The organism is Halomonas sp. SIMBA_159, from assembly GCF_046536035.1.
Taxonomy (GTDB): domain Bacteria; phylum Pseudomonadota; class Gammaproteobacteria; order Pseudomonadales; family Halomonadaceae; genus Vreelandella; species Vreelandella venusta_A.
The window spans coordinates 99,182-122,943 of sequence record NZ_JAWJBT010000014.1 but is presented as its reverse complement, the minus strand read 5'-3'; the positions used below and the strand labels follow the sequence as shown (position 1 = coordinate 122,943).

General features: G+C 52.4%; 25 protein-coding genes. 6 read left to right on the top strand and 19 right to left on the bottom strand.

The window, feature by feature from the left end; all coding sequences use genetic code 11:
* The 7 genes from R0J87_RS11085 to R0J87_RS11055 all read right to left on the bottom strand — a co-directional run.
* Positions 1-1,763 (bottom strand): retention module-containing protein (locus tag R0J87_RS11085; RefSeq protein WP_498886152.1); only part of this gene is annotated, 1,763 nt, incomplete at its 3' end.
* Positions 1,764-1,958: 195 nt separating this feature from the next.
* Positions 1,959-2,585, bottom strand: a complete 627-nt coding sequence (locus R0J87_RS11080; RefSeq protein WP_498886151.1) for a response regulator transcription factor — start codon at positions 2,583-2,585, stop codon at positions 1,959-1,961.
* Positions 2,585-4,015 (bottom strand): HlyD family type I secretion periplasmic adaptor subunit, encoded by a 1,431-nt coding sequence (locus tag R0J87_RS11075; protein ID WP_498886149.1) that lies wholly within the window; start codon positions 4,013-4,015, stop codon positions 2,585-2,587. Before R0J87_RS11075 ends, R0J87_RS11080 begins: the two co-directional genes overlap by 1 nt.
* On the bottom strand, positions 4,015-6,180 hold the full coding sequence (locus tag R0J87_RS11070; RefSeq protein WP_498886158.1) for a type I secretion system permease/ATPase: 2,166 nt from the start codon (positions 6,178-6,180) through the stop codon (positions 4,015-4,017). The genes R0J87_RS11075 and R0J87_RS11070 overlap by 1 nt, the downstream gene beginning before the upstream one ends.
* A gap of 185 nt (positions 6,181-6,365) precedes the next feature.
* Positions 6,366-8,174 carry a TolC family outer membrane protein gene (locus R0J87_RS11065; RefSeq protein WP_498886148.1) on the bottom strand — a complete coding sequence of 603 codons (1,809 nt, stop codon included), beginning with the start codon at positions 8,172-8,174 and terminating at the stop codon, positions 6,366-6,368.
* A gap of 265 nt (positions 8,175-8,439) precedes the next feature.
* A complete protein-coding gene (locus tag R0J87_RS11060; protein ID WP_498886146.1) occupies positions 8,440-9,327 on the bottom strand; it encodes a DMT family transporter in 888 nt (295 codons plus the stop codon).
* Positions 9,324-9,593 (bottom strand): Rdx family protein, encoded by a 270-nt coding sequence (locus R0J87_RS11055; RefSeq protein ID WP_498886145.1) that lies wholly within the window; start codon positions 9,591-9,593, stop codon positions 9,324-9,326. Before R0J87_RS11055 ends, R0J87_RS11060 begins: the two co-directional genes overlap by 4 nt.
* A gap of 126 nt (positions 9,594-9,719) precedes the next feature.
* Between R0J87_RS11055 and R0J87_RS11050 the strand changes: the two genes are divergently transcribed.
* From R0J87_RS11050 to R0J87_RS11040, 3 genes are all read left to right on the top strand, one after another.
* Positions 9,720-11,033 (top strand): MFS transporter, encoded by a 1,314-nt coding sequence (locus R0J87_RS11050; protein WP_498886143.1) that lies wholly within the window; start codon positions 9,720-9,722, stop codon positions 11,031-11,033.
* A 186-nt stretch (positions 11,034-11,219) separates the two neighbouring features.
* Complete coding sequence (locus R0J87_RS11045; RefSeq protein WP_404342639.1) at positions 11,220-11,657, top strand: PAS domain S-box protein; 438 nt, start codon at positions 11,220-11,222, stop codon at positions 11,655-11,657.
* 245 nt (positions 11,658-11,902) lie between these two features.
* The gene (locus R0J87_RS11040; RefSeq protein ID WP_404342641.1) at positions 11,903-12,115 is read left to right on the top strand and encodes a PA3496 family putative envelope integrity protein; all 213 of its coding nucleotides are present in this window, start codon (positions 11,903-11,905) and stop codon (positions 12,113-12,115) included.
* A gap of 396 nt (positions 12,116-12,511) precedes the next feature.
* Here R0J87_RS11040 and R0J87_RS11035 read toward each other — a convergent pair whose 3' ends face one another.
* From R0J87_RS11035 to R0J87_RS11025, 3 genes are all read right to left on the bottom strand, one after another.
* Positions 12,512-13,066 carry a recombinase family protein gene (locus tag R0J87_RS11035; protein WP_498886141.1) on the bottom strand — a complete coding sequence of 185 codons (555 nt, stop codon included), beginning with the start codon at positions 13,064-13,066 and terminating at the stop codon, positions 12,512-12,514.
* A gap of 155 nt (positions 13,067-13,221) precedes the next feature.
* Positions 13,222-14,604, bottom strand: a complete 1,383-nt coding sequence (locus R0J87_RS11030; RefSeq protein ID WP_498886139.1) for a DEAD/DEAH box helicase — start codon at positions 14,602-14,604, stop codon at positions 13,222-13,224.
* Entirely contained in the window at positions 14,601-15,212 is a 612-nt protein-coding gene (locus tag R0J87_RS11025; protein WP_498886138.1) for a VspR family transcription factor, read from the bottom strand. The genes R0J87_RS11030 and R0J87_RS11025 overlap by 4 nt, the downstream gene beginning before the upstream one ends.
* Before the next feature lie 102 nt (positions 15,213-15,314).
* Between R0J87_RS11025 and R0J87_RS11020 the strand changes: the two genes are divergently transcribed.
* Positions 15,315-15,536 carry a helix-turn-helix domain-containing protein gene (locus R0J87_RS11020; protein WP_249016718.1) on the top strand — a complete coding sequence of 74 codons (222 nt, stop codon included), beginning with the start codon at positions 15,315-15,317 and terminating at the stop codon, positions 15,534-15,536.
* A 33-nt stretch (positions 15,537-15,569) separates the two neighbouring features.
* Here the strand turns inward: R0J87_RS11020 and R0J87_RS11015 are convergent, their stop codons facing one another.
* Entirely contained in the window at positions 15,570-16,466 is an 897-nt protein-coding gene (locus R0J87_RS11015; RefSeq protein ID WP_498886137.1) for a LysR family transcriptional regulator, read from the bottom strand.
* A 119-nt stretch (positions 16,467-16,585) separates the two neighbouring features.
* Here R0J87_RS11015 and R0J87_RS11010 point away from each other — a divergent pair, with 119 nt between their 5' ends.
* The gene (locus R0J87_RS11010) at positions 16,586-17,332 is read left to right on the top strand and encodes a sulfite exporter TauE/SafE family protein (RefSeq protein WP_498886136.1); all 747 of its coding nucleotides are present in this window, start codon (positions 16,586-16,588) and stop codon (positions 17,330-17,332) included.
* A gap of 151 nt (positions 17,333-17,483) precedes the next feature.
* Here the strand turns inward: R0J87_RS11010 and R0J87_RS11005 are convergent, their stop codons facing one another.
* The 8 genes from R0J87_RS11005 to R0J87_RS10970 all read right to left on the bottom strand — a co-directional run bounded on the left by R0J87_RS11005 (position 17,484) and on the right by R0J87_RS10970 (position 23,030).
* Positions 17,484-17,996, bottom strand: coding sequence for a hypothetical protein (locus tag R0J87_RS11005; protein ID WP_110013268.1), 513 nt, complete (start codon positions 17,994-17,996; stop codon positions 17,484-17,486).
* A gap of 119 nt (positions 17,997-18,115) precedes the next feature.
* Positions 18,116-18,643, bottom strand: coding sequence for a hypothetical protein (locus R0J87_RS11000; RefSeq protein WP_498886135.1), 528 nt, complete (start codon positions 18,641-18,643; stop codon positions 18,116-18,118).
* Between the two features lie 90 nt (positions 18,644-18,733).
* Entirely contained in the window at positions 18,734-19,615 is an 882-nt protein-coding gene (locus R0J87_RS10995) for a DUF4231 domain-containing protein (protein WP_498886134.1), read from the bottom strand.
* Positions 19,612-20,022 carry a TIR domain-containing protein gene (locus tag R0J87_RS10990; protein WP_200205333.1) on the bottom strand — a complete coding sequence of 137 codons (411 nt, stop codon included), beginning with the start codon at positions 20,020-20,022 and terminating at the stop codon, positions 19,612-19,614. The genes R0J87_RS10995 and R0J87_RS10990 overlap by 4 nt, the downstream gene beginning before the upstream one ends.
* 238 nt (positions 20,023-20,260) lie before the next feature.
* Complete coding sequence (locus tag R0J87_RS10985) at positions 20,261-20,899, bottom strand: hypothetical protein (RefSeq protein WP_498886132.1); 639 nt, start codon at positions 20,897-20,899, stop codon at positions 20,261-20,263.
* 105 nt (positions 20,900-21,004) lie between these two features.
* A complete protein-coding gene (locus tag R0J87_RS10980; RefSeq protein WP_498886130.1) occupies positions 21,005-22,285 on the bottom strand; it encodes a Y-family DNA polymerase in 1,281 nt (426 codons plus the stop codon).
* Positions 22,282-22,731, bottom strand: coding sequence for a LexA family protein (locus R0J87_RS10975; protein ID WP_498886129.1), 450 nt, complete (start codon positions 22,729-22,731; stop codon positions 22,282-22,284). Before R0J87_RS10975 ends, R0J87_RS10980 begins: the two co-directional genes overlap by 4 nt.
* A 77-nt stretch (positions 22,732-22,808) precedes the next feature.
* Positions 22,809-23,030: a hypothetical protein gene (locus R0J87_RS10970; protein WP_498886127.1), complete on the bottom strand. Its 222-nt coding sequence runs from the start codon at positions 23,028-23,030 to the stop codon at positions 22,809-22,811.
* 134 nt (positions 23,031-23,164) lie between these two features.
* Here R0J87_RS10970 and R0J87_RS10965 point away from each other — a divergent pair, with 134 nt between their 5' ends.
* The gene (locus tag R0J87_RS10965; protein WP_498886125.1) at positions 23,165-23,761 is read left to right on the top strand and encodes a restriction endonuclease subunit S; all 597 of its coding nucleotides are present in this window, start codon (positions 23,165-23,167) and stop codon (positions 23,759-23,761) included.
* Position 23,762: the final 1 nt, after the last annotated feature.

The following is a 23,762-nucleotide window of genomic DNA, read 5'->3' as shown; positions in this document are numbered from 1 at the left end:
GTGCCGGTCAGTTCGGTGGCTTGGGCCTCGCTCACGGACAGGTTGCCGTCGCCGATGGCCGCCAGGTCGATGGTCGGCAGGTCAGCATTGTCGGCATCCAGCGTGGCGCTTTCGGTGTCGCTGGCCGGGTTGCCCGCTTGGTCGGTGACGTCGGCGACCACGGTGATGGTGCCGTCGACCAGGCCGGCGGCCGTCAGGTCTTCGGTGGTGCTGAACGCGCCGTTGGTCACCGTGGCGGTGAACGTGGCGGTGTTGTTCTGGCTGTCGGTGACCGTCAGCGTGACCACTTGACCGTCTTCCACGTTGGTGGTGGTGCCGGTCAGTTCGGTGGCTTGGGCCTCGCTCACGGACAGGTTGCCGTCGCCGATGGCCGCCAGGTCGATGGTCGGAACAACGGTATCACGCACAGCATCAGCAACCCCTTCATCAGACTGGTTGCCGCTTGAATCAGTAATTGTGGCGGTAACAACAAGGCTCTCGCCTTCAGCAGGTATTGGCAGTTCAGTGACGACTTCACCTGCCGCAATTTGCTCTTCGGTGAGAGTGATCTCTGTGCCATTCACTGTTAGCGTGTCGCCCGCCACAGCATTGGTATTTCCTAAACCAATAGTGACAGTGACTTGGCCGTTAGTGATTTCATCCGCGGTAATAAAGTCGTCGCCATTGGCGATAGTAACGCTTGGAGCATTTGGTGCAGTGGTGTCAATAGCACCGTTATCAGACGCTGTTGCTTCATTGCCAGCAGGATCAGTAATGCTGGCATCGACTGTGTAATCACCCTCGGACAAGGGCGTGGTGACGTCTACGCTCCAGGTGCCATCCGGGTTCACAGTGGCTTCAAGCTCTTGTGAGTTTCCGACCGCGTCGGTCACGATGACTGAGACCGTGCCACCGATTTGGTCAGAGGTGCCAATAATGGTCGGAGTGGTATCGTTCCCGTTTGGCGCATCAACGGTCAGCGTGGGTGCTGTTGTGTCAATAGCGCCGCTATCAGAGGCTGTCGCTCCATTTCCAGCAGGATCGGTAATGCTAGCATCGACTGTGTAATCGCCCTCAGCCAAGGGGGTGGTAACGTCAACACTCCAAGTACCGTCTGGATTCACTACAGCTTCTAGCTCTTGGGTGTTTCCTGCAGAATCAGTAACAATAATCGCGACCGTACCGCCGATTTCATCAGAAGTACCAGTGATCGTCGGTGTGGTGTCATTACCTGTGGGGGCGTCAACCGTGAGCGTAGGAGGCGTGGTGTCGACCACATCATCACCTACATCCACTGCATCTCCATCCGCCGCCACATCGCCACCATCAAATTCAACAAACTCGGCGCCTTCTAGGCCACCTTCTGTGTTGAAGCTGAGGGGGTCTGTCTCTTCGGCGATACGGGCAACACGCACGAAGCTGCTGCCGCCACCGCCGCCGCCGGCACCACCACCGGCTGCAGTAGCGTCTAGAATATCAAGCAGGTCGCCTTCTTCATCATCGAGTGCGGCGAGGAGCGCTTCTAAATCGTCGTCTTGTGCGCTGGCATCGGTGGCAACAATGAGGTCGCTTACAAGATCAGGAGTGACCGCTACTTCTTGGCCGCCTTCTACAACGTTGGCACCCGTTCCGTCGGCAAAGTCTAGCTCAACACGTCCATCGGCGGAGGTGACTAGCGTTTCACCTTCTTGAAGCACATCACCGATGGCTAACTCACGTAAGTTGCCATCTTCGTCACGTGCCCATGCCTGACCTGTAATTGCGATAACGGTTGCCGTAGCCATGTGTCACTCCTCACTCTTTGTTTGTTACCGTCTCGCTAGTACGTTATGACTAGACCTATTGACGGTATATACAGCGAGATTAGGAGGGTACGGAATAAAAAAGTATTGTACCGATGGACACAAAAACGAGACCGTTTTAGGTCTCGTCGTAGTGAAAAACATGGCGTCGTCGCTTATCTAGACCATGCACCATGCCTAGTTGTCGGCTTGCTCAGCTATTGGTGCTAACTTAAGAATCAATTGGAGACGATCCCGCACTGCTAGTTTTTTAAAAATTGCACTGAGATGCGCCTTCACCGTTCGTTCGGTGATGTCCAGTTGGCGGGCAACCTCTTTGTTGGTGGCTCCTCGTGCGACCGCTAGTGCCACCCCCCGCTCCCGCTCAGTCAGCAGTTCTAAATACTCACTATGCTGATACCGATCGTGCTCCACGCGCTTCTGAAGCGCTTTAAACGTACCGCCGAGCACTTTTGCCAGCAGCTCTTGCCCCACCCACACTCCCTGATTACTCACGACCACGGCCACTTGGTTAAGCACATCGGCCGCAGCCAGGGTATGCACATACCCTCGTGCGCCTAAATCAAGTGCACTCAGCGCTTCACGGTCGTCGGGGGAGTAGCTTAGCACCACCACAATGGCTCCTTGCTCTACCAGCTTTGGAATGAGTGATGGCCATATGCCGACGGTCGTTGAGAGCCAGACAAGATCTTTTGGCACGACTTGCTGCCCAAGAGTGCTGGGCGTTAAAGCCTCCACCTCTTGAAACGCATTTTTCCACCGGGCTTTTAAACTACCATCTGTTGTTATAAACCAGTGTTTCATCAGCGTTCCCCCATGGAATCTCGCCACGCTCTTAAAACAGGCTTCAGCATGAACTGCATCACTGTCCGCTTGCCGGTGACGATGTCAACTTGCGCCGTCATACCCGGTATTACCTGTAGCCGGTCGGCCACGCTCTCATTTTCAAGACTGCGCACGCGCACTTGATAGAAGGTATTTCCCTCTTCATCTGTAATGGTGTCGGCACTGATGTGCTCAAGCTCGGCTTGGAGGCCGCCATAGATGGCGTAATCGTAAGCCGTCAGCTTGATGGTGGCTGGCTGGCCTGGGTGCAGAAACGCGATATCCTGTGGTGCAATACGAGCTTCAACTAAGAGTTGGTCATCGCTTGGCACAATTTCCACCACTTCTTGACCGGGCTGAGCCACCCCACCAATCGTATTGATATGAATACGCTGGACAATGCCATCTACCGGAGAGCGAATTTCGGTTAAACGCACTCGGTCTTGCAGCCCGGTACCCGACTGCTGAAGTGCGTTGAGATCACCCAGCGCTTGGGCTAAGTCGTTACGCCACTCGCTGCGTCGCTCTGCGCCTAACTCGCGAAGCTGCGTTTCGGCTTCTTCCACCGCTGCTTGTAAACGAGAGACAGCGGCGTCTGATTGATTACGCTCACCCGTAGCCCTAGACACCTCACGCTGAAGGCGAAGCACTTCCACTTCAGATACCGCGCCAGAGGCGAGCAGCGGGCGAGTCAGGTTCAATTCCTGACTGGCCATACTTGCTTCACGCCCAGCAGTATCACGCCGCGCTTCGGCTTCACGCAGCTCCTGCACGCGCTGGCGAATTCTGTCTTCCAACACGTTCTCTTGCTCACGCAGCTCTTCGCGACGACTTTCGTAGACTTCACGCTCTTGCATGACGATATTGGGCACTTCCTGACGCAGCTCTTCGGAAGGCTCGAAGGCGGTGCCGGTCGCCAGCGCGCGAAGGCGCTCGGCACGCGCTTCCAATGCGAATCGCTGGGCACGGTTTTCACGAAAGTCAGACACGAACCGGGTAGGGTCGATCTGCATCAGTACTTCACCCGCGCTCACGACCTGCCCTTCTCGCACCATTATTTGCTCGACGACGCCACCATCGAATGACTGGATACGCTGAAGCTGGCTGGCGGGAATCACGCGCCCTGCCCCTCGCGTCACTTCATCGATCGCGGCAAAGTAGGCCCATACCAACAGCGCGATGATGGTCAGCAGTACGGTGTACAGAAATAATCGCGCACGAATGGGTTCTTGCTGCATTCGCGCCCAATCGGTGTCGCTGGCCCAATCACGGTTAAGATGGGCGGATGTCACCCGCTTGGCAAACAGGCGATCCATAAAGGGGCGAAACGGTTTTTGGCCCTTTTCTGAAAAGCGGCCAATCGCTTCAAAGCCTTTTTGCTCGGACGTAGAGGAGGATTTACGCGCCATTATGAGGCCCTCCCGATTTGCCCTTTACGTAGTGCTTCAACCACGGTATCACGCGGGCCATCGGCAACCACTTTGCCTGCATCCATCACAATAATGCGATCTACCAGGGAGAGCAGCGAGGTACGGTGAGTCACCACAAGAATGGTTTTACCCGCCGCGACGTTTTTCAAGTTGGCTTTGAACGCCTCTTCACTGGCGTTATCCATGGAGCTGGTGGGCTCATCCAACAGCAGAATCGGAGGGTCTTGGACCAGCGCTCGCGCGATGGCGACCGACTGTTTCTGGCCTCCCGACAGCGCTTGGCCACGCTCACCGACTTGGAGGTCGACCCCATGAGGATGGCTATTAACCAAGTTTTCCAGACCCGCTAACTCAATCGCTCGAAGCAATGCATCGTCGTCCACGCGGTCACTGCCGCCCCCGGCCACGATATTATCCCGCAGTGAGCCCGAAAACAGGCTGACATCCTGGGGTACATAGCCGATATGGCGACGTAGCTGCAACGGGTCGAGCTGGCGAATATCGACGTTGTCGACCAGCACCGCGCCGGAACTGGGCTGATAGAACCCCAGCACGAGCTTGTTGAGCGACGACTTCCCACAGCCGATGCGCCCAAGAAGCGCCACTTTCTCGCCGGCCTTGACTGTAATGGAGACATCCTTCAAAGCGTCTCGCTCTTCGTTGGGATAGCGCAGCGTCACTTTTTCCAAACGAATGTTACCCGCAAAGCTGGGCTTCTCTACGTAAGCTTTGCCTTCGTGACGCTCCACTTTTTTATCCATGACCGCATTCAAGGAATCCAATGCGGTGGAAGATTGGTGGTACTGCGCCAGCAGCGCAGCGGCTTGGCTAATGGGTGCCATGGCTCGCGAAGAGAGCATATAGGCTGCGATCAGTCCGCCCTGGGTAAGATTGCCTTCGATGATTTGGTACACACCGACAATGATGACGCAAACGGCCACGCTGTGCTGGGCCCATTGCGCCACGTTAGAGACCGAGGTGCTCACCATCTTCAACTGAGCACCGGTTTTAGATAAGAACGCTGAGGCTTTTTCCCAATGGCGCTGAATACGGCTTTCTGCACGCAGCGCTTTCACGTTTTCCAATTGAGAGATGGATTCGACCAGCAGCGAGTTGCGCTGTGCGCCGACTTCCCAGGTGGTTTGCGAAAGCTCGTGCAGTTTCCCTTGAGCCGCTAAGGCATACAGCAACACCACCACAATACCCACCAGAACGGGGAGCACTAGCCAAGGGTTAATCAGCGCAATAATGGCTGCAAACATCAGCACAAACGGCAGATCCACGATCCCTAAAATGGTCGCAGAGCCGATAAAGGCACGCACCGACTCAAACGATTGCAGCGTCGAAGTGAACGACCCCGTTGAAGCGGGCCGCTCTTCTAAACGTAACCCTAACGATTTCGCCATAATGCTTGATGAAAGCTTGACGTCCGCTCGGCTGGCGGCCAAGTCTACGAAGCTACTGCGCATTAACCGCAAAGCTAAGTCAAAACAGAGAACGATAAAAATGCCTATCGCCAATACCCACAGCGTTTCTGTTGCTTGGTTAGGCACCACGCGGTCATAAACGTTAAGTACAAACAGCGGCATTGCAATGGCGAACAGGTTGATCGCCACAGAGCCTAATACGATATCGCGGTATAACCGTCGATTCTCTCGAATAACGCCCCAAAACCAGTGCTGATCACGGCGTTTTTTGACACCAGGCTCGGAAGCGTTATCGGCTAAAAATTTGGGTCGTACATAAATGGCTTCACCACTGTAACCGGTATAGAGCTCATCTAAAGAGACTTCCACATCGGATTCAGAAAGCTCAGGAAAAATAACCCTGGCTTTTTTTTGCTTGAAATCTAACCCCAGCAGCACACAAGCGCGCCCAGGCTCCAATAATAAGATGGCAGGGAAGAGCGCAGGGTTGAGTCCTGAGAGTCTGCTTTTCACAATCCGCGCTGACAAACCAGCTCGAGAAGCTGCCCTGCTAAAAACAGAAGGGGTAAGCTTGCCTTGTTCTAGAGGAAGCCCTGCTCGCAAGGCCTCAGATGACACATCGTGCTGATGAAAGGAGGCAATGGTCTTCAAACACTCCAGAAGCTCATCCCCTATCTCACGCTCGTCGAACGCTGGCTCTTCCGAGCCAGGGTGCACAGCCTCTGCATTATTCAGCTTTGCTTGCGTCACAGATACCTCATTACCCTAATACACAGTAAGTACACAGTAAGCGGCTTAACTCCGCGCCTTATGGAGTACGCCAGCCCGCCGTGATCGATACGGCGGGGCTTCACGTGATTATTTATCACTAGGCGTTACTATCATTCGACGCTACGGCGACCCTAGCCATTAGTGACGAAGGCATCACCATACCCCATTCCTTGCAAGGTTTCTTGAAGCGCTTGTGCATCGCTTAACGACGCGACCGGACCCAATTGAACGCGGTAATTGCCGGCAGCGGCATACACCCGTGATTGACTGGTGAGTTGTTCACTCAGCTCGGCACTTAACGACTCAGCACGCTCAATCGCACTAAGGGATGCGACCTGGATATAGAGACTACTTGCCACTGCTGCAGGCGCGACCGTTTCACTCATAAACACTGTTTCATTAACAGGTGCTGCGTTCAGCGGCTCACTTGCCGTATAAGCGCTAGTGGGAGCATCTGTAGCCATGGGCGCTGCGGAAATACCCCGTGTAAAGTCTTCTAGCGTAAATCCGCGGGGGCCATCGATCGCACATGCCATTTCCGGGTCCTGCGCCATGTCGTCATAACCAAGCTCTGACAGGCTCGGGATATCCTCGCGAACCACTTCAAGTGTTTGCATGAGCTGCCCCATGGCCGCCAGGGTACGCGCCTGAGCCAGCGTTAAATCAAATTCCGCATTGGCGTAGGCACGGCTTGCTTCAAAGTATTCGTTCTCGCTATCAAGAACATCTAGTAGCGTACGTTGACCAATATCAAACTGCTGCTGGTAGGCACCACGAACACGGTCAATCGATTGACGATGGTCGTTTAGGTAGCGCAGCTGCTCATTGATACGCTGAGTGTCGTTGTAAGCAATCTGGGTTGTTTGACGTACGTTGGTACAGGCCACTTCCCGTTGATTCACGGCCTGCTCAATACGCGTGGCGGCAGCGTCAAAAGCAGCGCTATCGGAACCGCCTCGGTACAGGTTCATACTGGCGACGAGCTGAATGCTGTGCTCATCGCTACGCCCTGCAATGGAATCATCTTGGTTATTGGTGCCGGTTCGCCCTTGAATATCAAGGCGGGGCATAAAGGCGGCACGGGCTGCATTCTGCTCTGCCCGCTGCACGGCAATGTTCTCAATGGCCGCATGGAAGTCGGGATTGCCTTCAAACGCCATGCGAACAGCCTCGCTCACATCACTGGGCAACTCATCGGCTAGTGACGGCGCAGGTGACATGTTTTGAGGCGGTAACGCACCGACAATGCGCTGGTAGCGAGCCGTCACATCGTGCAGATTCGATGCTTCGGTCATGAGGTTCGATTCAGCCAGCGCCAAACGGCCGCTGATTTGTTCAAGGTCAACGCCACGACCGGCACCGGAAAGTGCTCGCTCTTCAATTTGTGCGAAAACGCGCTGGTGCTCTCGGTAGTTGTCTTGGGCTAAGCGCACCATTTCACGAAAGCGCAGCACATCTAAATATGTTTCGAATGCTTCCAGTGCCACCGTTTCACTGGCACCCAGTAATTCAAAGTAAGCAATCAAGCGAGTGCGATCTAAACGCTCCACTTCACTGCGCGTAGCAAAACCATCGAATACCATTTGAGTAAGGGTTAATTCAGCAAAGTCACTACTGTAACTGCCACGGCCATCATTTTGCTGATCCTGACGACCTACGCCAGCGGTCACGTCAATGGAAGGTAGGTAGTTGCCCTGCGCGACTCTTACGTCGCTACCCGCGGCACTAAAATTAGCCCATGCCGCATTCACCTGCGGATTGGTGACGATGGTTTGCTGGATGGTGGAGTTAAGGTCGGTACTGCCAGGCGCATACAGGGTAGAAGGCAGTTGCTGAGCCAGCGCTGACAGCGGTAAGCAGGCAAGCGTTGTTAGCGTCAGCGGTCGAAAAGCTCTCTGTAAAAAGAGAGGTTTGCGTTTTGTTGTAACGTTGTCTTTCATGGCCATTGATCCCTAATAAACGTTTTCGCTACTGATGAGCAAGTCGCCTTTCCTTTGCAACAACACAAGACGCATTGTTACCCCCTGGGCTGCTTACCCGTTGAGCCCTAACGACACCCCATCACGCCTCATTACATCGCCAGTGTTTTCTTCATGAAAACACCTTAGACAAATGATATTACCTTAAATTAATCGCATGAGCGGTAGACACAAGCTATAAGAACAAAAGTCACAAAAATTTACAATAAAACCCCAAAAAAACACACTACACACGCTGCTGCATTTTTCCATGGGGAAGCTGCTGTATCACTAGCCCGCATAAAATAAGCACCAGCCCCAGCAGCGTAGAAGGCAGCATAGGCTCTCCCACCACGAGATAAAGCAGTAATAGAGAGATCGGTGGAGATAAGAAAATCAGATTCGATACCTTAGCGGTACGCGACACTTTTTGTACGGCTATTTGCCAGAAAATGAAGGCAATCCCCATTTCAAACAGCCCCACATACACCCCGGCGCCTAACGCTGGCCAACCATGCCACTGCACACCAGGGCCGAACAGTAGCAATACCGTTAACACAGGTAACCCAACGCTAAAGTTCTGCCATTGACCTACCAACGGGTGCCGCTCATCACGCGCATTAAGCAGCCAGTAAAGCGCCCACAGCAGGGTGGATGCGAGGGCAAACACAACGCCCACGGGGTCTTCAAACGCGACATTGAAGACATTGCCTCGTGTCACGATCACCCACACCCCGCTGTATGCCACCAGCCCTGCGGCTATGTCTAAACGCGTTAGCCGGTGCCCTAGCAAGGGCACTGCCAAGAACGCCATGGCAAGCGCCCAGGTGTAGTTTAGCGCCATCGCCTCTTGTCCTGGCAGCCGGTCATAAGCGGCAAACAGCACCAAGTAATACGCGACGGGATTCATCAACCCCGCCCATAGCGCTGTTCGCCAACCTTTTCGAAGCGCCTGCGCCATATTCCCTTGCTGGACGACCAGCGCCCCCATTAACAGCCACGACACCAATGCGGCGATCCACATCAACTCGAGCGGGCTCATCCACGCCAGGGCCACTTTGAACGCGGTAGCTACTGTCGACCATAGGGCAACGGCTCCAAGGCCATAAAGGACGGCCTGCTGATCTTGGCTCATCGGTCGAGGTGCCCCAAGTCACGGGCAGGATCGATCTGGTCACGTACCTGCTGTTTAAGTGATTTGATATCGGGAAACCCACCGTCGCGCTTACGCTCCCACAGCAGCGACTCATCACACCAGATTTCGAATGTACCGCCATGAGAGGGGGACAACGCCACTTCTGCCAGCTGCTCACCAAACGTGGAAAGAAGTTCTTGCGCATACCATGCGCTGCGCAGCAACCACTGACACTGGGTGCAGTAGCGAATTTGAATGCGTGCCATTATGTAAATCCCTATCGATCAGTTCCTTGACTCGCCAGCACTTTAGCTCAGTTTCTTTGCAGCATTATGTGGCATCCTAGTCAGGCATTCTGTCATCTACTATTCGTAATCGCCAAGGAACCGACCATGGCTCAACAGGAAGTTTCACAAACACAGGTGTATGAGTGGCTAACGGGCGATGATGATAGCCGGATGTGCGACGACATCCCTGATAGCGCCTGCCAAGAGCAGCCACGCAACTTTTTTCTCCACTTATTTGCCTCGCTGGGTAATAAGCTTGCTGATGAACTCTCAAGCGCCCGCCTTGTATTGCCCTGGCTGCTGGGCATCATCGGTGCTCCGGTGTGGATGATTGGGCTATTGGTTCCTATCAGGGAAGCGGGAGCCCTACTTCCTCAACTGTTTGTGGCCGGTTTTATTCGCTTAAAGCCTCAGCGTAAATGGATTTGGGTAGCCGGTGCGCTACTACAGGCAGTCGCCGCTATGGGCTTGGCACTGCTGGCTTTAGTGGGTAGTGGCGCAGTGGGGGGCCTGCTGGTATTGGCGTCGTTGGTGATGCTCTCGCTCGCCAGAGGGTTATCCTCCATTGCCACCAAAGACGTGCTAGGCAAAACCATCGCTAAACATCGCCGTGGCACGCTGATGGGCTGGAGTGGCAGCGTCGCCGGCGCTGCGACGCTGATCGCTGGTGGAGTGTTAGTGTGGTTTGGTGACCGGCCAGGCAATCTCGCCTTAGCGATACTCCTAAGCGTTGCTGCCGCTGGCTGGTTGCTGAATGCGCTGTGCGCCGCCCGCATTAAAGAAGCACCTGGAGCCGTTGAAGGAGGGGAAAACGCCTGGGACAGCATCAAACTTGGGCTCTCGCTGATGCGTGAAGACCGCACGTTTCTGCACTTTAATATGGCCAGAGCGCTACTGCTCTCAAGCGCGCTGGCATTACCCTATTTAGCGCTGCTCGGCCAACAGCAAAGCGGAACAGAGTTAGGCGGGCTAGGCATTTTGGTGGTGGTCTCTGGCCTTGCGGCCATGGTGGCAAGCCCTGTGTGGGGCAAACGGGCCGACCAATCCAGCCGACGTGTCATGCGCGACGCAGCCATTGGCACAGCCATCTGCTGCCTACTGGGTGCGTTATTGACGTGGTTACCGGGGGAGTGGGCACATAGCGTGCTGCCCTACGCCGGCATTTATGCGCTGTTAGTGATTGTGCATCATGGCGTCCGTTTAGGCCGCAAGACCTACTTGATCGATATCGCCAACCAAGATAATCGCGCCATGTATGTGGCTCTCTCAAACACCTTCACTGGCGTGTTAATGCTCGTTGTCGGCGGCCTAATTGGCGCATTGGCACAGTGGCTGGGGAGCGCTATGCTGCTGGTCATTTTGGCGTTAACGGCCATCGGGGCCATGCTAAGCGCACAGCGATTACCCGAGGCAGAGTAGCATTGCGCATTGCAAAGCCCTGCAACGCTCGCCATGATGGTTAGCAAATCGCGGTGGCTATCTGTTTTTTTGCTATTCTACCTTTGTTTGGTGGTGTAAAAGACTGCATCGTCCTGCACTAAGAGAGCCCCGCGCTGATGCACAGCGTCATGGCGAAGAAAGACGAGAAGCAACAGGAACCCATTGATGAAACGATCTCCTTTAATAAGCCCGGAGTTACTTGAACGTATTGTTGACGCTTCTGAAGATGGCATCGTCGTTGCAGAGCAGGAAGGTGACGAAAACATCCTGATTTACGTCAACAAAGGGTTCGAGCGTTTAACGGGCTACAGTGCGGATGAAATTCTGTATCGCGACTGCCGCTTCCTACAAAACGAAGACCGTGATCAGGATGCATTAACGTCGATTCGTGACGCGCTGCAAGATGGCCGCCCGTCTCGCGAAGTACTGCGCAATTACCGTAAAGACGGCACTATGTTCTGGAACGAGCTCTCCATTACACCGGTATACGATGAGGCCGATAAATTGATGTACTACATCGGCGTTCAAAAAGACGTGACCGAACGCGTTGAGGCGCAGTTAGCGCTTGCTGAACTGAAGAAACAGCAGGAACACGCTGAGTAATGCACCGACAACTAGCCACACGTGAGGCATGAACATTCTAAATAAACGCTCACGCTTTTTGCTGGGGTTCCCACAAACACCCCCTAACATTCAAATAGTACTTGAACTTCCAATCCAGTAGCGTTATATAGCGCCTAGGCGCTTATTGAGCGTTAGGCGCCTCTTGCTCTGCCAGCTTATGTGGTGTGCTGGCGACGAGGAAGGGGCCGTTGGCCGGTGCGCCGGCTTGGGTTGGAGGGCATACCATGAGCCGTGACCCCTTAAATCGTGAAACCTATACTAACGATGGGCTTGATGCTGAAGAGTTCGATAACTTAGATGCAGTCAACGACGATCATTACGGTAAAAGCAAACCCAGCAAAGCCGATACTCTGCGCGCTCGTCGCCAAGTGGAAGCATGGCTTGAAGAGCGTCGCCTACAGCGCGCAATTGAAGACGATTGGGACGAAGAAGAGTAACGCTTTACCTGGTGGATACGACCCGAGGGGCACCCATAGGCGTGCCCCTTATCTTTGTGCCCTACCCTCTCCACGCTCCCACCACCGCTACGCTGGCCTTTAGCTCCGCTGGGCACTATCATCTATGCACCAAGCCAGCATATTGCTGGTATCGCTTTTACCACAACCTAACGGATTTCCATGGCGCAATGATTTGAAAACACTGATGAAATTTTGTAACTCACTTAGGTTTACGGGCTAGGTGCCATATACCACGTGGGTTATGGGACGACCTTTCACAAGCAATCAACTAAAAACATCCTAATTCTGTAACCTTTAGGTCTTTTTTGGCACCAAAAGGTTACAAAATGCCATTACTTAACAACGAGACAATGAGTGCGAAGTCACCGACCTTCTTCAATACCTCATAGCTCTCTTCACCGTCGATTCGGACACTCCGAAGTATTGAGCAGTCTTGCTAATGCTTGCCTCGCTCTCTTGCCTCCAGCGCTTTATCTCGAGGGGATTAGTCTTCTTGGGTCGGCCCAAGTGTCGCCCTTCTGCTTTCGCACGACGTATGCCAGCCATTTGCCTTTCACGTATATTAGAGCGTTCAATCTCAGCCATTGCAGCAAGCATCGTAAGCATTGCCTTGCCAATAGGTGTGTTAAGGTCAAATCCCTCACGCAAGCTGACAATCGACACTCCCTTGCTTTGCATGAAGTGAACTGTATTAAGCACATCGACTGTATCTCGCCCGAGACGATCAATCGCATAGACCACTAGCACGTCGCCTTCACGTACATATTCTGCCAAGGCCGAGAAACCCACACGCTGCAGAGCAGGTAACACTCCCGAAGTTGCCTCGTCACTCCACCAACGTTCTACATTATGGCGATTCGCAATCTCGCTACGTTGAGAGTGAGTGCTTTGATCACTGGAGCTGACTCGGAGATAGCCGATCGTTGCCATTGAGCTGTACCCTTAATTTTGGATCATAAGGTGGGGTTTTCTTTTGAACCTAGGCCATAACCCGAAACGACACTTATGACCCACTAAGATTCAAAGATAATAGAAGCGGGTCAAAAGGTACACTTTTTGACCCATAAGTCTTGCAGAGGCAGGGTCTATATAAGAGATAAAAGATGTTGGCGGTAATATTCCGAGAAGCTAAGCGTTAGCAAGGGAGGCTCAAGAGACAGCATCTCACGCTCATTAATGTTTTTTGTAGATAACGGTTGGCCATTGTCTGCAGCTGACCCACTCTCATCAGTGCCGTGCAGATGACTGAAACGCGCTTTCTCTAATCGTAGACTTAGCTTTTGGGTTTGAAGCATTGCCTGGTCTTCGGGAAGATCGTCAGCAATTCGCTGCGAATATTTGCGTAGTAGTGGCTCGGCGATCACATAGAGCCATGCTTGATCATCTGAGTCGCCCATTTTGCGTAAAATGCGCCCTAAAACCTGCCGGTAATGCAATTCCGTGCGAATCCTGCTCAGGTACGCACAAACGCATAACCTTTGAATATCAGTCCCTTCGGAAATCATGCTTACCGCGACAATCCAGCGCGTACTGTTATATCGGTATTGGTCAATTAGCTGATGCGCCTTCGGTGTTCGGCTAGTCACCACTACATAGCTTTGACCTTTGTGGTGCAAAAGCTCGGCGATCTGATGGGCATGCTCAATGTCAGTAGCCACTACCAGACCGCCAGCATTAGGCACACTTTTCCGTTCTTGGTTAAGTCGGTCAATGCTTAGGTCTAGCACCGCATTCAGGATATCGTCGTGTCGCAACAGGTCTTCGTAGCTGATTGGCGATTCACTGAGCAACTGTTGAAATGAGGAAAACGCTTTTACCGATGCTGTACTCTCGTTCTCTTCAATCAAGCGGATCAATGGGTTATCGATAAGCGTAATTCGTGGCGAGCGACATACGCCGTCTTTAATGGCGGATCTCAGGTCATAACGGTAATCGCAGATGAGCTTTCCTTCTGGATCGCTGTAGCGAGCTAATGCGATAGGTAAGTCATCCGAACGCCAGGGTGTTCCTGACAGTGCTAACGTGTAAGTGGCTGCACTTTGGATGCGCTGAATTATTTGCTGGCCCCACGTATTGCTGAGAAGCGGATCATGGCCTGCACAGTGATGTATCTCATCAAAAATGGTTAAGGTGCGATATTCTGTGAATAACGTCCAAAAATCCTCAGGGTGATATTCCATAGACTGGTAGGTATATGCGGCCCCAACCGACGCAAGCGTATCGCCAAACCGCTGGTTCAACACCACTGTAAAGGTGCGCTGTATGCCAGCCACCACCTCTCTGGTAGGTGCAAAGCAGATAACAAAATCTATACGTCCTTCTTCAAGGAGCCATCGCGTAATTTCAGCGGCCAGACGGGTTTTACCGCTGGCAGGGGTTGCTTGTACGAACAAGTCGCTACTAAGTAAATAGTGGGACTTCGCTAGTTCCAAGCACTCTGATTGCCATTTACGCAGCCTCGTGCTCATGAACCCCTCAGCCGATGTAGTGACTTTTCTAGCGCACGTACCCGACCCATTAAGCGTGCGCTCCGGTCGTAAGCATCACGATGATCCATCACAATACTCGGCTTCAGATCAGGGTATTCATCCATAAGCTCACGAAACGCCTCGACTTCACCCAGGGTAGAAAGGAATTCACTTTGCGTTTCCTTCAATACTTTCTCCAAAGCATATTGGCTAGACGCCTTCTTAGTGCTGGAATTGTGTTCAATACTAGCGTCGTCTTTTGGAATAACAGATTTGTCTGATGTTTCATTTGTTTGCGACACGAGCCGCTGGTGCCATGTGTCAAAACTTTCCCCCTCCAGACACACGCTCGCATCTCTTATTGAAGGCAACACAAAATAGAGTTGGTCGCGTTTGCGTTTTTCATGATCTTTCTCTACCAAGCCAGTGTTGATTAGCTTTTTAACCCTTTCATAGATAAAACGCCGCAGATCAGCGCGATGCTCTGCGGCTATGCCATGTCGATGTGCGTACTGGTCACGGAGGCTGCGAATAGTGAATTGAGCGTTATCAGTGTCTAAAAGGAGCTCGAAAATGCGCTCATCAATCGAAGAAGGGGTACCCGACATGACCATCACCGTAGGCTAGGTAAAAACGAAAATGCGGATTATAGTCCGTGGCTAGATAGGCCGCAACGAAGGATAGTCCCGCCAAAAGGAAATGAGGCGGGTATGGGTGAGCTGGCGAAGACGCTGGGAAGCAATATCAGGAAAAAACGAAAGGAAAAAGGTTTCTCGCAAGAGGCTTTTGCCTTGGCTGTTGGCATCGACCGCAGCTACATGGGAAGAATCGAGCGGGGTGAAGTAAGAATAACCGTGGAAAAGCTATATGAGCTCGCTGTCGTGCTCCACTGCGAGCCAGCATCTCTTCTGCCTGCCCAAGACACACTGTGAAGGTAAGGGCAAAAACCGGCCAAGAGCGGACGTTTAGCTCGCCTTGTGGCTGGCTCCCAAATGCCTAAACAAGCTTTGCATTGGCGCAGACAGCTCTTTCCAGTCTCTGAAGCACAGGCATAGCTGCCGACGCGCCCAAGTGTCGGTGAGCATAATAACTTTATAGGAATGCTGCCGCCTGTAACGTCTGGCCACGCTCTGTGGCAAAATTCCGATGCCTATCCCGTGAGAGACCATCTCACACAGCCCTTCATATGTTTTCATACGAATGCGAAGATCAAGAAGGCTACCTGCTGCGCGTGCTTGGTCGTTAATATAATCCTGTAGGGCACTCCCCTGGGCCAAGCCTACGAAAGGCTGTTCAAGCACATCAGCAAAGCTGATCTTAGGGTATTGGGTTAACGAATGCGTCTGAGGTACGATCAAAGCCAGGTGATCCTCCATCACGGGCTGTAGCTGCAAACCTTCTGCTTTAATGGCGTCGGAAACAATACCCGCCTCTGCTAAGCAGGAAGCAATGGCTCGGATAATATCGGTACTGGTACGCTCCTTGAGCTCAACTCTAAAGCGAGGACGCTCTGCCAACCAGGGCGCAAGCCGGCTTGGGAGAAACTCGGTGAGTGCTGCAGTATTAGCGTAAAGGTGAAGGGTTCCCCGTGCGCCCACCGCGAAGTCTTGCAGTTCACCTTTCAGCATTTCCTGCTGCCGGAGTATCAAGCGCGCATGGTGTGCCAACGCCTCACCGGCTTCTGTGGATACCACTCCCCTCGGCCGCCGCTCCAATAAAGCGACGCCAGCAGCACTCTCAATTTTGCGCATCCTCTCACTAGCTGACGCCAACGCCAAATTTGCACGATTTGCTCCGGCCGTGATGCTGCCAGCATCCACGATACACAGAAATAAATGAAGATCCACTAAGTCGAGTCGCATTGAAGTTCCTCACGCTTCCCTTCGGATTATCCGAAGGGTGAGCTGATAATCCCGCATTGTGCCGGGTATTATCCCGAGCTTCAATTTAGCCCTCAATCGTTCCTAAACACGAGCCTTCTATGCACGATTCCATGTTGTATCTTTTGTTTCTGGTAGGCACCTTCCTGGCTGCTGGCGTGGTGAAAGGCATCACCGGCATGGGTCTTCCTACCGTCGCCATTGGGCTACTTGGCATGGCTATGCCACCGGCGAGCGCTGCCGCCCTTCTCGTTTTGCCCTCCCTAGTGACCAATGTCTGGCAGCTGTTTTCTGGCCCATCTGTCACGCAACTGCTGCGCCGGCTCTGGCCTATGATGCTGTGTATCTGCCTGGGCACCATCGCTGGTGCTGCCTTATTGGTGCGCGTAGATCCTCTCTGGTCTGGTTTTGGGCTCGGCATCGCTTTGATTGTTTATGCAGGTTATACGCTTATCGCCCCCGCCTTCGCCGTTCCCGCGCGCCTGGAGAGGTGGCTTTCGCCGGTTATCGGAGTGATAACAGGTATAGTTACTGGTGCGACAGGTGTATTCGTGATGCCGGCAGTGCCATATCTTGCATCGCTGAATATGAACCGGGAAGAATTCGTACAAGCCCTAGGCTTATCATTCACTATTTCCACGGTCGCACTGGCATTAGGGCTGTTCGCCTATGATGCTTTCCAAGCCTCGCAACTAGGCATGTCCGCAATGGCTATTATTCCTGCACTGATCGGAATGTGGGCGGGTCAATATGTTCGGATGAGGATCAGCCCTAAGCGGTTTCGTGTGTGTTTTTTGTTCTTTTTGATATTGCTGGGGCTTGAACTGGCTAGCCGTCCACTTCTGTAAACCGCAAGGGCCAAGGTTCTTCAATCGGCCAAGAGCGGTCTTTTAGGTGTCACTGATATAGCCCTTTAACGCCCGGCTCACGCGCCGGTTTGGAGCCGCGAAAGCGGCGGAAAATCGGTCGCCGTGCAGCCGATTGTTATGCAAAGCTCGCTCATACTGAACTTCCCAAGGGAACTCCTTTCCAGATTGGATGTTTCAAAGCCGGTCCAGTTGCGCCTAGCTCTGAGATGTCATGAGCAACTTGGTAACGCTTTCCGTTTGCTGAGATCACCTCAAGACTCAATATTGTATGCCGATGCTGATTTGGATCTGATTCCTTTGGCGGTCTATAGGCAGCATCATGCACCACAGTGAAAGGCCGAATCTCCCCTGGTTTTAACACAAACGGATCAAGATGGTTGATTGGGACTTCAAGATATGGGGCATCATGCTTCAAATGCCCAAGTGGAGATGGCCCCATCAACAAAGCGATATCCTTGATGTAAAGCTCCTGATTACCAGTATTACTGAAGGTGTAGTTCAGCTCTCTATTCGTTTTTTCACTGAGGCAATCAAAAAATCGGCTATTCAAACAAAGAATAGCTTTTGAAGATTTATGCCAGTGGGAAAGGTACAGCGCTATTAAAGAGACCAGAAAGGCACCCACCGAAACTACCATCTCCATCAGCTAACCCCTTTCATTTCGAACAACCTGTGCATAACGCCGCCAGCATGCGCGCCTTTGTAGTGGAGGCGAAGCCGCAACGGAAAAGGCGTCGCCGTGCCTGGCCTTGTTATCTTTGACTACTGGGCGAACACTTTTGCGGCGTCACCCGCAGTTCTCTCAACGGCCGCCATGACACATTGGTGTTCACTATAGGCGATTAACAAACCGCTTGGACGATGAAAGTTCGCTATACGGGCACCAGTCTCAACATTGTAAACTCTGACTGTGGAAAATCCGTTTAGAGCTCCTGCTGTTTTATGACTTGTAACCTTCCCCATCACTAAAACGCCATATCCACGCTCGCGGGACAGATTCAGTGCCATTTCAACAGGAGCTAAATTTCCGCCAGATGCGATGTCAGTGGACTCTTGCCTCAGGACACTACCTTGCACAATTCGGTTATCCACGGAGCCCTCAAGAATGGACACAAAATAATCAGTGCTCTCTTCAACAAAATCTGGATTACCTTCGAATCTAGGAACGAAGATTACAGCATTTGACGGAATCCCAGAGGCCAATTCCTCTCGCACATTTACGATAGATGGATTCGCACAAGCCTGGAGGAAGATCAGCACCAGAAAAGGAAAAATTCGGATTACTTTCATGTTACTCCCTATAGATAACGCTTGCAGCATGCGCGCCCACGGAATGGAGCCGAAGGCGCAATGTAGTGGGCGTCGCCGTGCCTGCACTGGTTAGAATGCATTTTGCCGTGCGACCCATTGTGTATGCTCACGAGAGAAAGCGAGCTCTGCTTCATTAATAAATTCTGATAGATCTTCTTCAGATTCTATTTCTTCGAGGCGCCCTTGGATTATCCCGATTTCATGTGCGGTCAGCGTATAGGCCGAGGCCAATTCATTGAACTTCTTTATTTGCATCCAGCCGATAATTGACGACGCTAAGACTATTAGTGGCTCGAATGGCCAAAACTGCCATTCTGGGAATGAGGGACGGAGCACTAGCAGGACAATCGCAGCTCCATAGGTTGCCGTACACGCGACGACCCAACGTGTTGCAGCTTTTTTGTTGTCTCTCGCCTTCTTTGTGTACCAACCTCGCTGCTCCTTAATGCGGTTTTCCATGTAAAACTGCTTACGTTCCTCAATCGATAGCGCTCTAATGTCATCCATCGAACCAGTGATCTGATCATCTGCGGCCGAATCTGGAGGGATACGGTCTCCGATGTATCGGTTGGCTCGTAAGATTTCGCGTAAATGATTTCTGAACTCAGCTCGAATTATTCGAACATCAGTTACATTCTCAAACGGAGCCGATCTGATACAGTAACGCCAAGTTGAGGTTTTAATTGACTCTGCAAGTGCCCGCCCCTTATACCAATCTTGCTCCGGTTTAGTCTTGAAGCGATAAATCAACAACGCAGCAAGTGCAATGAATACTATTGTATGTATTGACTGAACTTCTCTACTAGGATCAGCCACCATCGAAATAACTGCGGCTAAGATCAAAAGGCAGTATTCCGATTTCAGGAGTCGGTGATACCAATTCTGAGATTTCTCGGACAGATCACTTGCAGCTTTATATAGTGCCGGATAATCCAAATTCAGAGATTTCAAGGGGTTATCTCCCTGATACCCGAAACGATGGTATTAGCGTTCCAGCCAACCATCTTATTTGCTGCCAATGACACACTTATCGGTGTCCGTTCTGCACCCCATGGAATAATTCCAAGAATGGGCTTACCGAGCGATTGAGCAAAGTCAATTTCAAACTGGATCCAATCACTATGGGCTGCATACATTCCCGCGAGCACAACTACGCACTGGGCGGGACGAATCTGCTGACGAAGCTCTTCTTCAAGTGCACGGACTGACATTTGCCCAAATCTCTTGTCAACGGGCACCGAGTAGTTTGTCCACGAAAAGTTAGGAGCTGCGTTTAAAAATTTGATCGCTCGGTCATACCGTTCGCTGTAACGCCAGGCATGGCTTACGAAAAGCCTGTAATTGTGTAGGTAAGGCATACCTTATCTCCGATTGATTTCATTCTGTGGTGACTGACTTACTATTCTCTAACAGAGTATTAGACGGCGCGTTCTATGATTGAATGAACGTGCTGGCACTTTTTCCTGGCAAATGCAGCCTGCCAGATTCTCCTAAGTCAATGATCCTTATGGTAATTAATTTAAATTAGGCTGTATAATCAAAATTCGCGCGCTTGCTGCATTTTCTGGAATGTCCGCTCAGGGTCGATATCAGCCATTAGCTCGTTCCTGTGTTCATCTGCAACACAAGCTCATAAACCCGCGCAGGATCGTCCTCAATGCATAAATTGGGGCTTTTCCCATCCAGCTGCGGATGCGCTGTTTTCATCCAACGCCTTGCCAATACTTCCCCCATTACCTGAACTGCTGCTTCCCAGACATCTTCTCTGCTGGGGGTGTCGATGATTTCTCTGCCGACATCGCGCATATTCTGCCATCCTTGAATGTCGTCAGGTTCCGGGGCATTTGGATCGCATTGATCAAGTAGGATGTTGAGCCGAGCAGGTCTGACTGCTGATGCTTTCTCTAGCAGTGTCGATGTCTTCAGCAACGCGTCTCGTAACCAAGCTTCAACAGCTGCGCAGACATAATCATTTTCTTGCGGTGGCACCACAGCGCTAGTGTTGCCGCTTTGAATGATGAAAAAATATTCGGGGATAGGCAGTGCGCGACCATCACGGAGGTAAGCCAAAATCTCACCGCTCATATCGGGCAGGTAAGCATCACCGCTTTGTAAGCACTCCAGTGCTTGGCGAAACGTTTCTAGTGGCTGGGGGAATCTGTCCCGTAAATCAAAAGCGCGAAAAGCAAATACACTTTGTAAAGGGTCGTTAGTAGACGGCTTGGCTGGGGGCATCCTGCTCTCCAATAGAATACGCACTGCTATTTTCTAAACCACCTTAGCACCAGATTATTAGATTTGCTCACCATTCTGAGCTTTTTCCATTAGCATCGCTGCCGCTTAAAGCTTAACGTTCACTAGCTCTTCCCAGCGAGTGGTATAGCGCGGCGTGCGATGCTCAGCGCGTAATGTCCAGACATTTCCTGCCCGAGGCAGCCCTAGTTGTATCGTCCCTCGGCCTAATTCTCGATTGAGTTTGTCGACGGTGGCCATCAGTCGTTCGCTGCGTTTTGCTTCAACCTCTGTTTGTGGTGTTTCCGTCAGTGTTAGTTGGCGGCTGGCTTTGGGGGAGAGGTCAAGAAGCATGACGCCAGCTTTGTGGTAGGCATAGCCCTTACGCCAAAGCTGTCTAAGCCCTTGGATAGCGGCGTGGATCAACTCGCGGCTATCGTCCGTCGGTCGTTCTAGTGTCACCACCACGCGATTACGGTACTGCGGCAAGTCAGGTCGAAACGCGTTCGTGCGCACAAACACCATAACGGCACTGGTCACGCTGTGCTGCTTGCGTAGCTTTTCGCCTGCTCGGGCGGTGTGTTGGCGAAGTGCTTCACGTAGATCGTGTGGGCTAGAGGTGAGGCGCCCAAACGAGCGGGATACCATGATTTGTTGTTTGGGTTGGCTCATATCGTCGAGTTGAATCGCAGGCTGTCCGCGTAATTCCCAGACAATGCGTTCCTGCACCACGCTGAAGTGACGCCGAATGTGCTTAGGATCGGCCTCGCGCAGCTGCCAGGCGGTGTCTATCCCCATCACACGTAACCGTTCGCCGGTACGTCGGGCAATGCCCCATAGTTCGGTCACCGGTAGCTGTTTGAGTAGCGCTTGAGTGGCATGGCTATCCGCCGTTAACAGGCAAACACCTTGTTCCTGGTAGCCTGGGTGTTTCTTTGCGGCGTGGTTGGCTACTTTGGCCAATACCCGTGTCGGCGCAAAACCGACCGAAACCGGAATTCCCGTCCATTGCCGTACTGTCTGGCGTAAGTTTTGCCCATAGGCTTCTAGGGTCGCAGGTTCAAAGCCGTGAAACCCCACAAAGCTTTCGTCGATGGAGTACACCTCTACGTCCGGCGAAAACTCTGTTAGTGCCTCTGTCACGCGACGGCTCATATCCCCGTAAAGCGCATAATTACTCGACAAGAGAATAGCTTGGCGGCGGATAAACGGCGGCAGCAAATGCATGGCCGTCCCCATCTCGACACCCAGCGCTTTTAGCTCATTGGAGCGGGCCACCACACAACCGTCATTGTTAGAGAGCACACCAACAGGTCGCCCCTCTAGCGTGGGATTAAACACCCGCTCACAGCTGACGTAGAAATTATTGCAATCGACCAAGGCTATCATAGCGGTGTAGCACCTGGCAGGCTGTGCAGGACATGTGTTACGACACCCCACACATGCGATTCGCGGCCCTCCAATGGGATTGGCTTATAGGCAGGGTTACTTGCTCTCAGGTAGGCACGTTGCCCGACATGCTCTAGCCGTTTAACAGTGAGTTCGCCATCGACCGCAATAACAATCACACGCCCAGGCAGCGGCTCTAGGCTGCGATCCACCACCAGCAGGTCACCATGATGGATGCCATCACCTAACATTGAGTCGCCTTCAGCACGCACAAAGAAAGTGGCCGCAGGTCGCTTAACGACATGGCGATGCAGATCCATCTCCGCATCCAGGTGGTCATCAGCGGGACTTGGAAATCCTGCCCGCACAGCACTGGCGAACATGGGTAACGGTTGGGGTACGGGGCATAGGGCAGCAGTGCCTATGAACGAAGCGGTTGTAGTCATACGCCGAGCCTCTCAAATAACTGTTGTTTCATACAGTATACGGAGGGGCGCCGCATCAACAAGCTCTGAGTAGAGATTTATCGCTTCCTGTCAGGGTCTTCCCCGAGTTCTTTGAAGGATGGTGACGCAAGCTCATCAGCATGGGCAGTCTCAGGCGTTAGCCCATCAAGCAGGGCTGCTCCCCAGTCCTCGACACCAACGGGTTCAAACGGCTGGTTGTAGCGTTGCACGGAGCCTTTGAGCTTTTGCAGTGGGTTATTCTGTGGAGTCTCCACCGGTTTTTGCTTTTCACCTGACATCACGGCCTCCTTGGGAGGTATCACTTTTATTTTTAAAATTGCATCTTGTCACATGATGCAAATGTGATTAGAGTTAAGTCAACCTAATCGCCACATTGGCACCACATATGAATCATCTGCCCAAAGAAAGGTGTTTGCTACAGAGTATTGCCACCATTCAGCCTGGCTATCCCTTTCGTGGAAAGCTAGAGCTGGACGGTAATGGCGATGCTTTTGTTGTGCAGTACCGCCACCTTGTCGTGGGTGAAGCCCTTTATGACCCACAAGGCAAAACGCTGGATCGGGTGACGTTGCCAGGCCGAAAACGCCCAGAATATCTCTGTTCAGGCGACATCCTGTTTATGGCCAAGGGCACGCGCAACGATGCAGCGGTGGTTCGGGAGCTTCCACGCAATACCGTCTGCACGCCGAATTTCTATCACATCCGGCTTACCCCAAGTGCATGTAACGTCATGCCTGAATTTTTGGCTTGGCAGCTCAACCATGTGGATGCCCAGCGCTATTTCGCCATGTGTTCGCAGGGTTCGGCGGCACCCAGCATTACCAAGTCACAGCTGGGCAACCTGCCTATTGTGGTGCCGTCTATTGAGCAGCAAGCACTGATGGTCAAACTGGCCGATGCCGCCACCCGCGAACAACAGCTTTTTAACCAGTTAATCGAAAATCGGCAGCGCATGGTTGATGCCGCTGGCCACCAACTACTTCGTCCTAATACGACGGCAGGGAAATGAT

What these genes read in the sequence shown, in the direction of transcription:
- R0J87_RS11035 (WP_498886141.1), bottom strand. Translation starts at nt 13,066, where the DNA reads ATGGCAACGATCGGCTATCTCCGAGTCAGCTCCAGTGATCAAAGCACT.
- R0J87_RS11015 (WP_498886137.1), bottom strand. Translation starts at nt 16,466, where the DNA reads ATGCGACTCGACTTAGTGGATCTTCATTTATTTCTGTGTATCGTGGAT.
- R0J87_RS11030 (WP_498886139.1), bottom strand. Translation starts at nt 14,604, where the DNA reads ATGAGCACGAGGCTGCGTAAATGGCAATCAGAGTGCTTGGAACTAGCG.
- R0J87_RS11050 (WP_498886143.1), top strand. Translation starts at nt 9,720, where the DNA reads ATGGCTCAACAGGAAGTTTCACAAACACAGGTGTATGAGTGGCTAACG.
- R0J87_RS11005 (WP_110013268.1), bottom strand. Translation starts at nt 17,996, where the DNA reads ATGGAGATGGTAGTTTCGGTGGGTGCCTTTCTGGTCTCTTTAATAGCG.
- R0J87_RS10980 (WP_498886130.1), bottom strand. Translation starts at nt 22,285, where the DNA reads ATGATAGCCTTGGTCGATTGCAATAATTTCTACGTCAGCTGTGAGCGG.
- R0J87_RS11025 (WP_498886138.1), bottom strand. Translation starts at nt 15,212, where the DNA reads ATGTCGGGTACCCCTTCTTCGATTGATGAGCGCATTTTCGAGCTCCTT.
- R0J87_RS11075 (WP_498886149.1), bottom strand. Translation starts at nt 4,015, where the DNA reads ATGGCGCGTAAATCCTCCTCTACGTCCGAGCAAAAAGGCTTTGAAGCG.
- R0J87_RS11000 (WP_498886135.1), bottom strand. Translation starts at nt 18,643, where the DNA reads ATGAAAGTAATCCGAATTTTTCCTTTTCTGGTGCTGATCTTCCTCCAG.
- R0J87_RS10970 (WP_498886127.1), bottom strand. Translation starts at nt 23,030, where the DNA reads ATGTCAGGTGAAAAGCAAAAACCGGTGGAGACTCCACAGAATAACCCA.
- R0J87_RS11080 (WP_498886151.1), bottom strand. Translation starts at nt 2,585, where the DNA reads ATGAAACACTGGTTTATAACAACAGATGGTAGTTTAAAAGCCCGGTGG.
- R0J87_RS11060 (WP_498886146.1), bottom strand. Translation starts at nt 9,327, where the DNA reads ATGAGCCAAGATCAGCAGGCCGTCCTTTATGGCCTTGGAGCCGTTGCC.
- R0J87_RS10975 (WP_498886129.1), bottom strand. Translation starts at nt 22,731, where the DNA reads ATGACTACAACCGCTTCGTTCATAGGCACTGCTGCCCTATGCCCCGTA.
- R0J87_RS10985 (WP_498886132.1), bottom strand. Translation starts at nt 20,899, where the DNA reads ATGCCCCCAGCCAAGCCGTCTACTAACGACCCTTTACAAAGTGTATTT.
- R0J87_RS11065 (WP_498886148.1), bottom strand. Translation starts at nt 8,174, where the DNA reads ATGAAAGACAACGTTACAACAAAACGCAAACCTCTCTTTTTACAGAGA.
- R0J87_RS11045 (WP_404342639.1), top strand. Translation starts at nt 11,220, where the DNA reads ATGAAACGATCTCCTTTAATAAGCCCGGAGTTACTTGAACGTATTGTT.
- R0J87_RS10990 (WP_200205333.1), bottom strand. Translation starts at nt 20,022, where the DNA reads ATGCCTTACCTACACAATTACAGGCTTTTCGTAAGCCATGCCTGGCGT.
- R0J87_RS11040 (WP_404342641.1), top strand. Translation starts at nt 11,903, where the DNA reads ATGAGCCGTGACCCCTTAAATCGTGAAACCTATACTAACGATGGGCTT.
- R0J87_RS11055 (WP_498886145.1), bottom strand. Translation starts at nt 9,593, where the DNA reads ATGGCACGCATTCAAATTCGCTACTGCACCCAGTGTCAGTGGTTGCTG.
- R0J87_RS11010 (WP_498886136.1), top strand. Translation starts at nt 16,586, where the DNA reads ATGCACGATTCCATGTTGTATCTTTTGTTTCTGGTAGGCACCTTCCTG.
- R0J87_RS11020 (WP_249016718.1), top strand. Translation starts at nt 15,315, where the DNA reads ATGGGTGAGCTGGCGAAGACGCTGGGAAGCAATATCAGGAAAAAACGA.